Here is a 1211-nt window from a genome sequence, read left to right as displayed (position 1 = left end):
ATCAACTTCCAGATAAACAATTAGTTTCCAAAGGATTTTATCCTATGACTACCATCGAAGATTTTCCATTACGTGGGAAATCAGTAAAACTGCATGTTCAACGTCGTCGCTGGACAGATAAACAAACAGGAGAAATAATCGCTAGAGATTGGAATGTGATTGCTGAAGGAACCCGAATGACTAAAGAGTTTTCGGAGTTCTTAAAAAAAATTAGCCGATACTAAAATACTTAGTTGTAAAGCTATAGGTGAATTATTTGGAGTTGACGGGAAGAAATTCCAACGTCAATACAAAAATAAAACCAGTGAGTTTAAGACTTGGAATCAACGAGAGCACGCCAAAGATTGGTTATTATACCCACAGAATATTACAGAAAAACTATCCATAGACGAAGTCTGTTTGTCTAAAGGAGAATTATATACCATCGTTACCTCTAAAGCTGGCAAAGGCAAGAAAAACACCATTGTTGCTGTTGTAAAAGGAACAAAATCTGAAACAGTTGTAGAACATCTATTAAAAATCCCCCAATCCCTTAGAAAAAAAGTAAAAGAGATAACCCTTGATATGGCTGGTTCTATGAAACAGATAGCAAAAAAATGCTTCACGAACGCTATACAAGTTATCGATCGTTTCCACGTGCAAAAACTTGCTAGCGAAGCACTTCAGAATATTAGAATTAAACATCGTTGGATTGAAATGGATAATGAAAATAATGCTATTACCCAGGCTAAGAGTACAAATGAAACCTATACTCCTGATACCTTATCCAATGGAGATACAAAAAAACAATTATTAGCCAGATCTAGACATTTACTATACAAAAGTCCTAATAACTGGACAATAGACCAACAAGATAGAGCTAAACTATTATTTGAATTATATCCCGAAATTGAACAAGCATATGGCTTAACAAACAAGTTAAGAGCAATATACAATCAACTTATTCCAAAGGAAGTCGCTATGACCAAACTTGCTTATTGGTTCAATCAAGTAGAAAATACGAACCTTAAACAGTTCAATACTGTTATTAAAACCTTTATGTTACACTACGCAGATATATTGAACTATTTTAATGACAGAAGTACCAACGCATCTGCGGAGTCCTTTAATGCAAAAATTAAGTACTTTAGAATGATGTATAGAGGTGTAAGAGATAAGTCATTTTTCCTGTTTAGATTGACGAAACTTTTTGCTTAGTCCCCAACTTTTGC

2 protein-coding genes are annotated in these 1211 nt (G+C 34.2%); both read left to right on the top strand.

The features are described from left to right. On the top strand, nt 1–224 hold a 224-nt coding region (locus tag BLT46_RS13075), incomplete at its 5' end, for an ISAon1 family transposase N-terminal region protein (protein WP_449406511.1). A gap of 1 nt (nt 225) precedes the next feature. Next, complete coding sequence (locus tag BLT46_RS13070; protein WP_090410546.1) at nt 226–1197, top strand: ISAon1 family transposase; 972 nt, start codon at nt 226–228, stop codon at nt 1195–1197. Nucleotides 1198–1211: the final 14 nt, after the last annotated feature.

The organism is Myroides phaeus, from assembly GCF_900099675.1.
Taxonomy (GTDB): domain Bacteria; phylum Bacteroidota; class Bacteroidia; order Flavobacteriales; family Flavobacteriaceae; genus Flavobacterium; species Flavobacterium phaeum.
This window is presented reverse-complemented; position numbering and strand designations above follow the sequence as displayed.